Annotated in this window: 12 protein-coding genes; 7 read left to right on the top strand and 5 right to left on the bottom strand. The window is 63.7% G+C overall.

What is annotated here, in order from left to right; translation table 11 throughout:
* Nucleotides 1-222: 222 nt before the first annotated feature.
* A complete protein-coding gene (gene alaS, locus B0O95_RS01635; protein WP_104076284.1) occupies nt 223-2,847 on the bottom strand; it encodes an alanine--tRNA ligase in 2,625 nt (874 codons plus the stop codon).
* Between the two features lie 159 nt (nt 2,848-3,006).
* On the opposite strand from alaS, the gene B0O95_RS01630 reads away from it, so the two are divergent.
* Both B0O95_RS01630 and B0O95_RS01625 read left to right on the top strand, forming a co-directional pair.
* The gene (locus B0O95_RS01630) at nt 3,007-3,330 is read left to right on the top strand and encodes a CoA transferase (protein WP_233203009.1); all 324 of its coding nucleotides are present in this window, start codon (nt 3,007-3,009) and stop codon (nt 3,328-3,330) included.
* A 1-nt stretch (nt 3,331) separates the two neighbouring features.
* A complete protein-coding gene (locus B0O95_RS01625; protein WP_104076282.1) occupies nt 3,332-3,826 on the top strand; it encodes a hypothetical protein in 495 nt (164 codons plus the stop codon).
* Between the two features lie 114 nt (nt 3,827-3,940).
* Here the strand turns inward: B0O95_RS01625 and B0O95_RS01620 are convergent, their stop codons facing one another.
* Nucleotides 3,941-4,150: an ornithine carbamoyltransferase gene (locus tag B0O95_RS01620; RefSeq protein ID WP_104076281.1), complete on the bottom strand. Its 210-nt coding sequence runs from the start codon at nt 4,148-4,150 to the stop codon at nt 3,941-3,943.
* A 225-nt stretch (nt 4,151-4,375) separates the two neighbouring features.
* Between B0O95_RS01620 and B0O95_RS01615 the strand changes: the two genes are divergently transcribed.
* Nucleotides 4,376-6,181, top strand: coding sequence for a glutamine--tRNA ligase/YqeY domain fusion protein (locus B0O95_RS01615; protein ID WP_233203008.1), 1,806 nt, complete (start codon nt 4,376-4,378; stop codon nt 6,179-6,181).
* A 61-nt stretch (nt 6,182-6,242) separates the two neighbouring features.
* On the opposite strand, the gene B0O95_RS01610 is transcribed toward B0O95_RS01615, so the two are convergent.
* Together B0O95_RS01610 and B0O95_RS01605 are read right to left on the bottom strand one after the other, a co-directional pair.
* On the bottom strand, nt 6,243-7,130 hold the full coding sequence (locus B0O95_RS01610) for an EamA family transporter (RefSeq protein ID WP_104076279.1): 888 nt from the start codon (nt 7,128-7,130) through the stop codon (nt 6,243-6,245).
* 248 nt (nt 7,131-7,378) lie between these two features.
* Nucleotides 7,379-7,624, bottom strand: coding sequence for a hypothetical protein (locus B0O95_RS01605; protein WP_104076278.1), 246 nt, complete (start codon nt 7,622-7,624; stop codon nt 7,379-7,381).
* Between the two features lie 297 nt (nt 7,625-7,921).
* On the opposite strand from B0O95_RS01605, the gene trxA reads away from it, so the two are divergent.
* Entirely contained in the window at nt 7,922-8,770 is an 849-nt protein-coding gene (trxA, locus tag B0O95_RS01600) for a thioredoxin (RefSeq protein ID WP_104076359.1), read from the top strand.
* Here trxA and tcdA read toward each other — a convergent pair.
* A complete protein-coding gene (tcdA, locus tag B0O95_RS01595; RefSeq protein WP_199180400.1) occupies nt 8,762-9,685 on the bottom strand; it encodes a tRNA cyclic N6-threonylcarbamoyladenosine(37) synthase TcdA in 924 nt (307 codons plus the stop codon). The two genes, trxA and tcdA, sit on opposite strands and share 9 nt — an antisense overlap.
* Before the next feature lie 166 nt (nt 9,686-9,851).
* On the opposite strand from tcdA, the gene pdxH reads away from it, so the two are divergent.
* From pdxH to B0O95_RS01580, 3 genes are all read left to right on the top strand, one after another.
* On the top strand, nt 9,852-10,490 hold the full coding sequence (gene pdxH / locus B0O95_RS01590) for a pyridoxamine 5'-phosphate oxidase (RefSeq protein ID WP_104076277.1): 639 nt from the start codon (nt 9,852-9,854) through the stop codon (nt 10,488-10,490).
* A gap of 128 nt (nt 10,491-10,618) precedes the next feature.
* A complete protein-coding gene (locus B0O95_RS01585; RefSeq protein ID WP_104076276.1) occupies nt 10,619-11,833 on the top strand; it encodes an SAM-dependent methyltransferase in 1,215 nt (404 codons plus the stop codon).
* Nucleotides 11,761-12,912 carry a DUF72 domain-containing protein gene (locus B0O95_RS01580; RefSeq protein WP_370641738.1) on the top strand — a complete coding sequence of 384 codons (1,152 nt, stop codon included), beginning with the start codon at nt 11,761-11,763 and terminating at the stop codon, nt 12,910-12,912. The genes B0O95_RS01585 and B0O95_RS01580 overlap by 73 nt, the downstream gene beginning before the upstream one ends.
* The last annotated feature ends 9 nt before the right edge of the window (nt 12,913-12,921 follow it).

Here is a 12,921-nt window from a genome sequence, read left to right as displayed (position 1 = left end):
GCGTGGATTCGGCAGACGGTGAAGTCTGGTCGGGATGGGACAAGGACACGGCAACACTCCCCGTAAGAAAACCAATGAGACGATCCGAGCGTAGCAGTATCGCACTACCTCAAAAATGAACTATCCAGATATTTCACATCTTCACAAAAGAACAATGGATCTTGCTGCGTTGTCGATCTTTCGCACCGCCGCCGCGACACGGTGGTTATTTCCGCGGCGTGCTTACAATTTCGCCTGGACCCATTCCTTGACGCCGGAGAGCGCCGCCGGCAGCTTCGATGGCTCGGTGCCGCCCGCCTGCGCCATGTCCGCACGACCGCCGCCCTTGCCGCCGACCTGCTGCGCAACGAAGTTGACCAACTCGCCGGCCTTGATTTTTTGGCTCGCGTCGGTCGTCACGCCAGCGATCAGGCTGATCTTGCCGCCGTCAACGCTCGCCAGCACGATCGCGGCATGCTTGAGCTTGTCCTTCAGCTTGTCAACCGTTTCACGCAGCGTCTTCACATCGGCGCCTTCGAGTTGGGCCGCCAGCACGCGCACGCCCGCCACGTCGACCGCCTGGCTCACCAGTTCGTCGCCTTGGCTCGACGCGACCTTCGATTTAAGTTGCGCGAGCTCCTTTTCCAGCGCCTTAAGCTGGTCCTGCACCTGCGCGATGCGCGGCGCCAGTTCCGCCGGCTGGACTTTCAATGCCGCGGCAGCGCCGGCCAGCGTCGCCTCCAGGTCCTGCACATAGCGCAGCGCATTGTCACCGGTGATCGCCTCGACACGACGGATGCCGGCCGCCACCCCTGCTTCGAACACGATCTTGAACAAACCGATGTCGCCAGTGCGCTGCACATGCGTGCCGCCGCACAACTCTCGCGAGAAACCCAGGTCGAGCACGCGAACCTCGTCGCCATACTTTTCGCCGAACAGCGCCATCGCGCCCGACTTGACCGCATCGTCGAACGGCATCACCCGCGCGATGCCCGGCGTATTGGCCAACACCTCGGCGTTGACTAACGCCTCGATGCGACGAATCTCGTCGTCGCTGAGCGGCGCATTGTGCGAGAAATCGAAACGGGTCTTATCTGGATCGACAAGCGAGCCCTTTTGCTGCACATGCGGACCCAGCACCTCGCGCAGTGCCTTGTGCATCAGGTGCGTCGCCGAGTGATTGCGCGCGGTGCGGGCGCGCCGCTCGGCATCGATGCGGGCGCTGACGACATCGCCGACCTTCAGCTCGCCCTGCTCGAGGGTACCGTGGTGGCCGACCACGTTGGCCTGGACCTTCAACGTGTCGGACACCGCAAAGCGCACCGTCGCATTGCCGATCGCCCCCTGGTCGCCGACCTGGCCGCCCGACTCCGCATAGAAAGGCGTCTGGTCAAGCACGACCACGCCCTGCTGGCCCGCCCGCAGCGACGGCACCGCCGTGCCGTCGGCATACACCGCGACGACCTTGGCATCGTCGAACACGTGCTTGTCGTAGCCGTGGAATGTCGTCTTGCCGCCCGTGTAGTCGAGCGCCTGGGCCATCCGGAACTTGCCCGCCGCACGCGCCTGCTCGCGCTGGCGCGCCATCGCTTCGTCGAACGCCACCTCATCGACGCCGATGCCCCGCTCACGGCACACGTCCGCTGTCAGGTCCAGCGGGAAGCCATACGTATCGTGCAGCTTGAATGCAAGTTCACCGTCGAGCACTTTCGCACCGCGCGCCGCAAGCTCGGACAACGCGGCGTCCAGGATCGACATCCCGTGCTCGATCGTCTCAAAGAAACGTTCCTCTTCCTGGCGCAGTACGTCGGTCACGCGCTGCTGCGCCGCTTTCAGTTCCGGATACGCGGCCCCCATCTCGCCGACCAGATCCTCGACTAGCCGATGAAAGAACGGGCGCTTGCGGCCAAGCTTGTAGCCGTGGCGGATCGCGCGGCGCACGATGCGGCGCAGCACGTAGCCGCGCCCCTCATTGCCCGGGATCACACCGTCAACGATCATGAAGCCGCACGCGCGGATATGGTCGGCGATCACCTTCAGCGAGTTGTGCGCGAGATCCGACACGCCGGTTTCGCGAGCCGCCGCGGCAATCAGCCGTTGGAACAGATCGATCTCGTAGTTGCTGTGCACGTGCTGCAATACCGCGGCGAGCCGCTCCAGGCCCATGCCGGTATCGACACACTGCTTGGGCAACGGCGTCAGGTTGCCTTGCGCATCGCGGTTGAATTGCATGAACACGAGGTTCCAGATCTCGATGAAGCGGTCGCCATCCTCGTCGGCCGATCCGGGCGGCCCGCCCCACACCTGCGGGCCGTGATCATAGAAGATCTCCGAGCACGGGCCACAGGGACCGGTATCGGCCATTTGCCAAAAATTGTCCGAGGCATAGCGCGCACCCTTGTTGTCACCGATGCGGATGATTCGCTCGAGCGGCACGCCGATTTCGTTGGCCCAGATGTCGTACGCCTCGTCGTCCTCGTGGTAGACGGTCACGGTCAGTTTCTCTGGCGGCAACTGGTAAACGCGCGTGAGCAGCTCCCACGCATAGTGAATCGCGTCACGCTTGAAGTAGTCGCCGAACGAGAAGTTGCCCAGCATCTCGAAGAACGTATGGTGCCGGGCGGTATAGCCGACGTTCTCCAGGTCATTGTGCTTGCCGCCGGCCCGCACGCTGCGCTGTGCGGTCGTGGCCCGCGAGTACGGCCGCGTCTCGGTGCCCAAAAACACGTCTTTAAACTGCACCATGCCGGAGTTGGTGAACAGCAGCGTCGGATCGTTGGCGGGCACCAGGCTCGACGAGCGAACGATCGTATGGCCCTTCGATTCGAAGAACTTTAGGAACTTCTCGCGGATTTCAGCGGCTTTCATAGCGTGCTTCGAGTAGTCTGTCGCTGGCGCGCCAGCGCATCGGGTGAATCCGGACACGGACGCGTCCGTTTAAACGATTGATTATACGGGATGGGCGTACCAGCCCGCCCCCGTATAATCGCTGCAACCGTTGCACTTGCAAGGAGACATGTTCGGTTTATGGGCGCCCTGACTCACCTGCGCGTGTTGGACCTGACGCGCGTTGCGCTGGAGAGTGCCGGCGTGCCATGCGGGCCGATCAACGACCTTCAACAAGTATTCGACGATCCGCCAGGCATCGCACAAGGATTACGCGTCGGCTTGCCGCACCCGAGCGACGGTACCGCGATGCTGGTGGCCAACCCGGTAAAGATGCGCGCGACACCGCCGCAAGCCCGCCTCGCGCCGCCGACCCTCGGCCAGCATACCGATGAAGTGTTGGCCGAATGGCTCGGCTACAACGCGGCCACACTCGCCGCATTACGCGAGCAACGGGTCATCTGACATGAAGTGCGCACCTAACACATGGTTCAAGCTGTGGACCGGCCTGCGGCACGACCTGCCGCTGTTCGGCGCGCTGGGCCTGGCCGCCGTGCTCACGCTGCAGTGGTGCGGGCGCCCGTACACAATCGATAAGCTTGCATTGCCGGTATCGTTCCTCTACCTTGCCTTTGCCGCGATGGCGCTTGCCTGCACGCTCCAGTGTTGCGGCGCGCTCGTGCTCGCGTTCATGCCGCACGGCGCCGCGCGGCGGCTCGACGCCGCGCTGCACCACCTGGAGCGCCGCATGTCGGCATTCTCGTCGAGTGCCGGCTCGCTGTTGTTCGGCTTCGCGCTTGGGCTGGCACTGTTGCACGATACCCTTGGCGCGCTGCAGTCGTCGAGTTGCGCCGTGCTCGCGATCGCGCTCGCCGAAATAGGCGCGAACGCCACGCGCTGCCGTCGCGAGGGCTTTGCCAGGCTCTATCCGCTGACGTTGCTGATCGTGCTCAAGCTGTAGTTCGTTCTTGATTTATTTAATATAGAAATTAATTTTGCACTGCCGACCGGCGCGGCGCAATACGTGAAAAAGCACGCCAGTGAGGACTACGTTTTTATCACCCAGGATCACGCCTCAATGGCCCGCGCCGACCAGGCCGCCGGCGGCCGCGCCCACCACCGTGCCCAGCGGCCCACCGGTTAGCACATAACCAAGCGCGCCCCCGGCCGCCGCACCAATCGCCGCGTGTTTTTCCGAACGCGACAACGACCCGCACGCGGACAATGCCGGAACGAGCGATACCAGGACCACCACCTTTGCGAGCGTCGACGCCTTCACGTTCATTTCTTCTCCTTATGACCGGATCCGCGCGCATGCGCGAGCGCAGGGATCCTAAGAGACCGAGGCGCAGGGTGGCAATCGGTTTTACGCGCTGTTACAGGTGTTGCGGTCGCGGCAGCCCCCAGCGTGATCGCGCTGCACGGCCCGCGCCGCGCCGTCACGTCGGGTAAAATGCAATGTCATGAACATCGTCCGGCCCGAGCACGGGCCGGCCCACCCTGCCCGCTCATGAATATCAAACGCAACGACGCAAGATCGGGCGCCCAGCCCGGCCAACACCCTGCCGCCCCTGCTGGCGCGCCGCCGGGCGGCGGTCCGGGCGCGCCAACGAACGCATCGGCCGAATCGGCCGTCGCGTCGAACTTCATTCGCAACATCATCGACGACGACAACCGGTCCGGGAAGTGGGGCCAACGGGTCGAGACACGCTTCCCGCCGGAGCCGAACGGCTACCTGCACATCGGTCACGCCAAGAGCATCTGCGTGAATTTCGGCATCGCGCGCGACTACGGCGGCGTTTGCCACCTGCGCTTTGACGATACGAACCCGGAAAAGGAAGATGTCGAGTATGTGAACTCGATCATCGACGCGGTCCGGTGGCTCGGCTTCGATTGGCAGAAGGACGGTCGCGAGCACCTGTACTTCGCCAGCGACTACTATGACAAGCTGTACGCGTTCGCCGAGCTGCTGATCCAGCGCGGTAAGGCCTACGTGGACAGCCAGAGCGCAGAGCAGATGCGCGCCACGCGCGGCACACTGATCGAGCCGGGCACGCCGTCGCCGTATCGCGACCGCACGCCGGAGGAAAACCTGGCGCTGTTTCGCCGGATGAAGGCGGGCGAATTCGCCGAAGGCGCGCATGTGTTGCGCGCCAAGATCGACATGGCGTCGCCGAACATCAACATGCGCGACCCGGTCATCTACCGAATCCGCTTCGCCCATCACTATCGCACCGGCGACGCATGGTGCGTGTATCCGATGTACGATTACACGCACTGCATCTGCGATGCGCTGGAGAACATCACGCATTCGCTGTGCACGCTCGAGTTCGAGGATCACCGGCCGCTGTACGATTGGTTTCTCGCGGAGCTGGCCGATGCCGGCGTCTTCACGCGTCCGCTACCGCAGCAAATCGAGTTTTCGCGGCTCAACCTAACGTACGTGATCACGAGCAAACGCAAGCTGCTGCAACTGGTCGAGGGCAAGCACGTGGACGGCTGGGACGATCCGCGCATGCCGACAATCGTCGGGTTGCGCCGTCGAGGCTTCACACCGGAGAGTATCCGGCTGATGTGCGAGCGCACTGGGCTAACCAAGGTTAACTCGTGGATCGATTTCGGACTGCTCGAGGCGGCGCTGCGCGAGGATCTGGACGAGAGGGCACCTCGCGCGATCGCCGTACTCGATCCGCTCAAGCTTATCGTGGACAACTATCCGCAGGATAGCGAAGAAATATGCAGCGCACCGGTGCATCCACATCACCCGGAGCGCGGCACGCGGACCTTTCCGTTCTCGCGGGAGCTGTGGATCGAGCGCGAGGACTTCAACGAAAACCCACCAAAGGGCTATTTCCGGCTGTTCCCGGGCAATCGCGTGCGGCTGCGCTACGGTTTCGTCGTCGAATGCACGGGCGTGGACAAGGATGATCACGGCAACATCGTTGCGGTGCATTGCCACTATTTCACGGACAGCAAGTCAGGGACCGAGGGTTCGAACCATTATAAGGTCAAGGGCAACATCCACTGGGTCAGCGCCGCGCATGCGTACCGCGCCGAGGTGCGCCTGTACGACCGGCTGTTCAAGGAGCCGCAGCCGGATGCCGGCGGTCGCGACTTCCTCGAGGCGCTGAACCCGGATGCCAAGCGCGTGGTAACCGCCTACCTGGAGCCGGGCGCACAACAGTTCCTGCCCGAGGACCGGGCTCAGTTCGAGCGGCACGGCTATTTCGTCGCGGACCGGGTCGATTCGGTGCCCGGCCAGCCGGTGTTCAACCGGATCGTTAGCCTGCGCGACAGTTGGGGCAAATCCGCGTAACGGGTTGCATGCGGTGGGCGCGCGTCGTTGCACAAGCCGCGCCGGGTTGGCGCCGCCATGCTCAAGCTCGGCGTACGCGCGCCAGCCGATCGCTCAGCCAACGGCCGAACACGTTCACCAGCAAGCCGCCCATCACCAGCACCGCACCGAGCCATTGCGGCAGGGTGAGCGCCTCGCCGAGCCACAGCGCCGCGGTGCTCAGCCCGACGATCGGCACCAACAGCGAAAACGGCGCGACCTGCGCGGCCGGATAGCGCGTCAACAAGCAACCCCACAAGCTGTAGCCGAGCAACGTGGCGACGAATGCCAGGTAGGCTACCGCGAACACCGACGCAGCCGAGATCTGGCCAACCGACGCCCAGATCTGCGCCGGCCCCTCGAACCAAAAGGACAGTGCGAGGAAGGGCAATGGCGGGATCAGGCTGGACCAGACTACCAGTCCCAACAAGTCGACCTTGCCGATTCTGCGCATCACGACATTGCCCAGCGCCCACATCGATGCCGCGAGCAGCGTAAGTACAAAGCCGGCAACCGTCATGGCATGACCACCCTGTATGCCAATGATTGCCAACCCAATCGCCGCAATCGCCAGCGCGAGCAGGTTGTGCGCTCGCCAATGCTCACCGAGCAGCAGCGCAGCGAACACCAGTGTGAAGAACGCCTGCGATTGCAGCACCAGCGACGCTAGTCCGGCAGGCATCCCGACGTACATGGCCATGAACAGCAACGCTAACTGGCCAAATGCGATGGTCGCGCCATAAGCCAGAAAAAGCGGCCACGGCACGGTTGGCCGCCTGACGAAGAACACGGCGGGAAAAGCCGCCAGCAGGAAACGCAGCGCACCGAGCAGCATCGGCGGCACGCCCTGCAGCCCGACCTTGATGACGACAAAATTGACGCCCCATACCGCGATCACGACGAACGCGAGCAGCAGGTCCTTTGGCGACATCGGGCACTCCTTGGCGGATTATTGTGGTGTGTGTGCCGCGCGGCGGCCTTGCCTGAGCCACGCGAATAGCCATCAGGATAACCCGCCTATCGAGCTTATGGAGCAGGCGACAGGATCGGCAACACGCCGCGCCGATCAAAAAAGCCTCGCCCGCCGATACGGGAGAGGCTGTGCGAAACACCATGATGCCGCGCTCGCGGCGCGCGACGTATCGAAAGCGACCGCCCCCGCGGTCGCGCCCGGACCGGTTACTTCGAACCGGTACCGCTACTGTCGGCGTTGCGCACCGCCTTTTGTTGCTCAGCGCTCTTCGCCTTTGCACCGCGATAGTGGCGTGCATGGTGCTTTTTGGCCTTTACGCCGCTGGCGGCCGCCGGCGCGGACACTGTCGCGGCAGGCGCGGACGCCGCCGCGGGCGTCGATGCCGCGCCTTGCGCGAATGCCGCGGAAGCGGCAAATAGACCGGCGGTCAATGCGATCAGCAGCTTGCTCATGTCAGACTCCTTTTCCGAACACGCGAAACAGTCGCGCTTGGCTACAAAAACGCGATGGCCAACGACACCGTTGACGGCGAAAAGTAAGCAGTTGTAACGCCCTGTGCGGCGCCGCGCACACGGCGACGTTACAATCGGTGTCCGTTTATCCGAAAGCGCGCGGCAGGCGTGGCGGCAGCAGACGATGGGCAAGGTGTCCAGCAAGATCGAATGGGTTCCGCTGCCGGACCGTTGAATTACGTGGGCTAGACCTCATCTGTCAGTCGGACAGCCCATTTCTTTTTTGCGAGGAACATGATGGACACGACGCTTGAGACTTTCGAGCAGGACGTGATCGCCGCATCGAGAAACGTGCCGGTACTGGTTGACTTCTGGGCACCCTGGTGCGGCCCGTGCAAGGTCCTCGGCCCGCTGTTGGAGAAAATCGAGCGCGAGTATGGTGGACGCTTCAAGCTCGCGAAAGTCAACTCGGACGAAAATCCGCAGCTGTCACAGCATTTTGGCATTCGCAGCATTCCGCACGTCATCGCGTTCGTCGACGGCCGGCCAGTGGACCAGTTCGTCGGCGTGCTGCCGGAAGGACAATTGCGCCGCTTCATCGACCAGTTGGTGCCCGACGCCGCTGAAACCGAGCGCCGCGCCGCGCACGCACTGCATGCCCAGGGCCGCACCGACGAAGCGCTGGGCCGGTTGCGCACGGCGCTGGCACTCGATCCGGGATTTGACGAGGCGCGCCTGGACCTGATCGAGTGGCTGCTCGACGACGATCGCTTCGATGACGCGCGGGCCGAGGCCGAATTTCTGTCGCCGCGGACCACGCAGGGCATCGACGCGCGCTACAACGCGCTGAAGACCCGGCTGGACGCAGCCGCGGTGGCCACCGAGTTGCCCGATACGAGCGCACTGGAAGCGCGCATCGCGAACGATCCGGGGGATCTGGAAGCACGCTTTGATCTTGCCAGCCAATGGATTGCCGCACGTCACTATGCCGGCGCGCTCGAGCAGTTGCTGGAGATCGTCAAGCGCGACCGTTCGTTCCGTGACGACATCGGCCGCAAGACGATGCTGTCGGTATTCGATCTCGCGTCAGGGCAGCCGCACCTGGTCTCGGAGTGGCGCCGCAAGTTGAGCAGCGCGCTATTCTGAGCAGCCGCGCGCCGCATCCGGCTGGCGCGAGGCCAGCGCGCGCAGCACGTAAGCTGCCGCGGCAAAGCCGAAGCCGCCAGTCACGCACACGCTCGAGCCGAAGCCCGCGCAGTTGAGCCCGATCGGCGCCGCGCCGGTGTCCGGCGTGGTAGCGTGCGCTGCCTTCTCGCCGTCCAGGTCGCAAGCAGCCGCCTGCGGATAGATCAACGGCTCATCGGAGTAGACTGCCGGAACGTTGAACTTGGCCTTCGGCGCGCGCGGAAATCCGTGGTGTTTGCGCAACTGTGCCCGCACCTTGGATAACAGCGGATCCTGAATGGTGCGGGCCAAATCGTCGATGCGAATACGCGTCGGATCGAGTTGCCCACCCGCGCCGCCCACCGTCACCAGCGGCACCCGGTGCCGGACGCACCATGCGATCAGCGCCGTCTTGGTGCGTACGCTATCGATGGCATCGACGATGAAGTCGTACCCGACGCCCAGCCGCGCGTCCAGGTTGTCGGCTTCGACAAAATCCTCGACCTGCGTGACTACGCATTGCGGATGGATTGCCGCGATCCGCTCAGCCATTGCGCCGACCTTCGGCTTGCCATAGTTGCCGTTCAACGCATGGATCTGGCGATTCGTGTTGCTTTCCGCGACGTGGTCCAGGTCGATCAGCGTCAAGCGCCCGATTGCACTGCGCGCTAGCGCTTCGGCCACCCACGAGCCGACCCCGCCGATGCCCACGACTGCGACATGACAGCGCTCGAATGCCTGCAGCGCGGCTGCGCCGTACAATCGTGCTACGCCGCCGAAACGGCGCGGATGGTCAGCTGTCTCGAATTCCCCGGTTTCCGGAGTCGAATTGGCTGGCGCCGCGCGCGCGGCGCACGACTCGGATGACGCGTTGTGAATAGCATGCGGAACGAACATGGTCTGACGCTGAGCTGGAGAGGCAAAAGAAGCCCCGCCGCGCGTAATGCGCGATGCGGTGGCCAAACCGCTATTGTGCCTTGCCTACGGCTGCCGCGTCGCCCCGTCGAGCGGCTATCGTCGTCTTCCGATATACTCAACCCATAGTAAGCGATCGCATAAAAAGATGAGCTCCCTCGCTGATCTACGCAAGCACTACGCGCTTGGCACGTTATCGGAGGCCGATGTCGACGCCGATCCGATCAAGCAGTTCGAACGCTGGTTCGAACAGGCGCTCGACGCACAGCTTCCCGAACCGAATACGATGACACTGGCCACCGTCGACGAGCGTGGCCGACCGGACGCCCGCATCGTGCTGATCAAGAGGGTCGATGCGCAAGGTTTCACCTTCTTTACCAACTACCAGAGCCGCAAGGGTCGCGAACTGGCGCACAACCCGTACGCCACGCTGCTCTTCTATTGGATTGAGCTAGAGCGCCAGATCCGCATCGAAGGCAAGGTGAGCAAGACCACCGACGCCGAAAGCGACGCCTATTTCGCGTCCCGTCCGGTCGGCTCACGCATCGGTGCATGGGCGTCGGAGCAAAGCGCGGTGCTGCACGGTCGCGCGGAACTGGAAGCGCGTGAAGCACACTTCGCGGCACAATTCGGCGACAACCCGCCGCGGCCGCCGCACTGGGGCGGCTACCGGCTGGTGCCAGACGCGATCGAGTTCTGGCAGGGACGGCCATCGCGGCTGCACGATCGAATCCAGTACTTGCGCAATCCGGACAACACGTGGAGGATCGTGCGCCTGTCGCCGTGACCCTGTCCGCCAATGCCGGCGCCTTGTGAGGCCAGGCTTCACGCGGGGCCGCGTCGCGGGCCGGGAGGTTTGCATCACAGACGAACAACAGTTGCTTTGCTTGCGTTTCAACGAACAGGAGAATTCTTATGTTCTGGGAAAAAAAGCTTGCGCAATGGGTTTCGCAGGTGCGCGAAAAGACCAATCTGCCTGCACGTTTGGTCCTATGGGACGGACAGCAACATGATTTCGGCACGTTTGCGGCGCCGCAGGTCACGCTGAAGGTCAACACGGCGGCGGCGCTGCCGCTGCTGCTGGACCCGAGCCTGGACCACCTCGGCGAAGCGTATATCAAGGGCAAGATCGACATCGAGGGTAAGCTATCCGATGTGATCCGCGTCGGCTACTCGCTGGCCCGCAGCACGGTCACCCATGCCAGCAAGCTGGCGCGCGTGCGGCGCTATTTCACGCACACGAAAACCTCGGACAAGAAGGCGATCCAGTACCACTACGATGTGTCCAACGAGTTCTATAAGCTGTGGCTGGACAAAAACATGGTTTATTCGTGCGCCTATTTCGAAAATGGCGACGAGGACCTGGACACCGCGCAACTGAAGAAAATCGACCACATCCTGACTAAGATCCAGCTGCAACCTGGGCAGCGGTTGCTCGATATCGGCTGCGGCTGGGGCGCGCTCGTGCTACGCGCGGCGCAAAAGTTCGGCGCACAGTGCGTTGGCGTCACGCTGTCCAAAAATCAATTCGCGCTGGCCACGCAACGCGTCAAGGACGCGGGACTGCAGGACAGGATTGAGATTCGGCTGCAGGACTACCGCGATGTGTCGGGACAATTCGACCGCGTCACCAGCGTTGGCATGTTCGAACACGTCGGTCGCAAGAACCTGCCGCTGTACTTCAGCAAGATCCGCGAGTTGCTCACGAACGACGGCATCGCAATGAACCATGGCATCACGTCGAGCGACTTCGCCAGCGGCGAAACCGCGCTGGGCGGCGGCGAGTTTATCGATAAGTATGTTTTCCCCGACGGCGAGCTGCCCCATATCAGCCTGGCGCTGGAAGCGATGCAGCGCGGCGGGCTGGAGGCCGTCGACGTCGAGAGCTTGCGTCGGCACTACGCGCGCACGCTCGAGGTGTGGACTGAGAATTTCGAGAAGTGCGCGGCCGAAGCCAGGACGCTTGTCGACGACGAAAAATTTCGCATCTGGCGTGTGTACTTGGCCGGATGCGCGTACGCGTTCGACAACGATGACGTGTCGATCTATCAAGTGGTCTGCCGCAAGGCCGGACGACCCGCGGGCACGCTGCCCTGGTCGCGCCGCTACATGTACGCCAACCCGCTGTGACCGAGCAAGCGCCACCGGAAGACGGTCAATTTCACCTGTTCGGCACACCCCCGCCGGCGGCAGTGCCGGCCGATGCCGGCCAACCGGCGAGCGCCACGCCCACACGCCACCGCTCGCGCAGTGAAATCTTGCCGGCGCACATCGATGAACATTGTCAACGACTGGGCGCCGCGTTGCCGCCCAACGTGCGCCTCGGCACATCGTCGTGGTCGTACCCGGGATGGAACGGCATCGTCTATGGCGACGAATATAGCGACAGCCGTCTGTCGCGCCATGGGTTAGCCGCCTACAGTACGCATCCGCTGCTGCGCAGCGTCAGCATCGACCGGACCTTCTACGCGCCATTGAACATCGGCGACTACGCACGTTACGCGTCGCAGGTGCCCGACGCATTCCGGTTCACCGTCAAGGCGACGTCGAGCATCACCGATGCGACGGTGCGCGGCGAGCGCGGCATGCCGGGCGAAGCCAATCCATGCTTTCTCGATGCCGAGCTGGCGCAGCGCGAGTTCATCGAGCCGTGCCTGCAAGGGCTCGGCCACAAGGCGGGCGCACTGGTGTTCCAGTTCCCGCCGCTGCCTGATAAATGGATCGCCGATCCAGCCGCGTTCGTCCAGCGCTTGCAGCCGTTTCTGGATGCGCTGCCGGCGCTGCCCGACGGAGTCGTGTACGCGGTGGAGATCCGCGACGCGATCCTGCTGACGCCCCGGCTGATGAAGGCCCTGCGGGCCGCGGGCGTACGCTACTGCGTCGGCATCCACGCCCGGATGCCGTCCGTGCAGCGCCAGGCTGCCGCGCTGGCGCTGCTCGACGGCGACACGCCTGGCCCGTTGGTCGTGCGCTGGAATCTTCACGCGGGGTTGAAGCACCAGCAGGCAGAAGCGCGGTACGCCCCCTTCGACACGATGCTCGATGAGGACTACGACACGCGCGAGGCGCTCTCCGCGCTGGCGGCGCGCCACGCACGCGCAGGTCAGTCCGTGCTGATCACGGTCAGCAACAACGCCGAGGGATGTGCCCCGCTCTCATGCATCGCGCTGGCCGACGCAATCGTTGCCCATCTGGCTCCACCTGCATAGTCTCGCCGC

Source organism: Mycetohabitans endofungorum (assembly GCF_002927045.1).
GTDB classification, from domain to species: Bacteria; Pseudomonadota; Gammaproteobacteria; order Burkholderiales; family Burkholderiaceae; genus Mycetohabitans; species Mycetohabitans endofungorum.
The sequence above is the reverse complement of the archived record's forward strand: the minus strand, read 5'-3'. Positions and strand labels throughout refer to the sequence as shown.

Bases quoted from the DNA above. Each gene is read 5' to 3' on its own strand.
- B0O95_RS01610 (WP_104076279.1), bottom strand. From the start codon at position 7,130: ATGTCGCCAAAGGACCTGCTGCTCGCGTTCGTCGTGATCGCGGTATGG.
- B0O95_RS01615 (WP_233203008.1), top strand. From the start codon at position 4,376: ATGAATATCAAACGCAACGACGCAAGATCGGGCGCCCAGCCCGGCCAA.
- B0O95_RS01625 (WP_104076282.1), top strand. From the start codon at position 3,332: ATGAAGTGCGCACCTAACACATGGTTCAAGCTGTGGACCGGCCTGCGG.
- B0O95_RS01630 (WP_233203009.1), top strand. From the start codon at position 3,007: ATGGGCGCCCTGACTCACCTGCGCGTGTTGGACCTGACGCGCGTTGCG.
- alaS (WP_104076284.1), bottom strand. From the start codon at position 2,847: ATGAAAGCCGCTGAAATCCGCGAGAAGTTCCTAAAGTTCTTCGAATCG.
- B0O95_RS01620 (WP_104076281.1), bottom strand. From the start codon at position 4,150: ATGAACGTGAAGGCGTCGACGCTCGCAAAGGTGGTGGTCCTGGTATCG.
- B0O95_RS01585 (WP_104076276.1), top strand. From the start codon at position 10,619: ATGTTCTGGGAAAAAAAGCTTGCGCAATGGGTTTCGCAGGTGCGCGAA.
- B0O95_RS01605 (WP_104076278.1), bottom strand. From the start codon at position 7,624: ATGAGCAAGCTGCTGATCGCATTGACCGCCGGTCTATTTGCCGCTTCC.
- trxA (WP_104076359.1), top strand. From the start codon at position 7,922: ATGGACACGACGCTTGAGACTTTCGAGCAGGACGTGATCGCCGCATCG.
- tcdA (WP_199180400.1), bottom strand. From the start codon at position 9,685: ATGTTCGTTCCGCATGCTATTCACAACGCGTCATCCGAGTCGTGCGCC.
- pdxH (WP_104076277.1), top strand. From the start codon at position 9,852: ATGAGCTCCCTCGCTGATCTACGCAAGCACTACGCGCTTGGCACGTTA.